The sequence below is a fragment of the Pseudomonas sp. SWRI111 genome, from assembly GCF_014268555.1.
GTDB lineage: Bacteria > Pseudomonadota > Gammaproteobacteria > Pseudomonadales > Pseudomonadaceae > Aquipseudomonas > Aquipseudomonas hamedanensis.
The window spans coordinates 1-324 of sequence record NZ_JABWQQ010000082.1; the positions used below are offsets into that span (position 1 = coordinate 1).

The window sequence follows — 324 nt, forward strand, 5'->3', positions numbered from 1 at the left end:
TTATTTTTTCCGCTAATGTGATTAATTCTTGATTCTGTTCTAATTCCCTTACTCTTCCTTTTCCCTTTTTCCTAGGAATTGCAGCCATCAACTCTCCATCATATGCTAAGCAATCAATACTATATTCCGGTCCATCCAAGTATTCCAACACCATTAAGGGCGGAAACTCTGATTGCTGTTTTAATGTCTCGAATGCGTGATCAAATGTGATTTTATGGGAAATACCATTATTAAATAGTTCCTCTATGGTAGCTAAGCGATCTTGTATGATTCGAAACCCATTTCCACCCTCCCCAATTACAGGCTTAAAGCATACCGTATGCC

The 324-nt window shown here is 38.3% G+C and carries 1 protein-coding gene; it reads right to left on the minus strand.

Going from position 1 to position 324, the window contains the following annotated elements; all coding sequences use genetic code 11:
- The coding region (locus HU755_RS27035) for an ATP-grasp domain-containing protein (protein ID WP_186638309.1) at positions 1-324 on the minus strand (324 nt) is incomplete at both ends.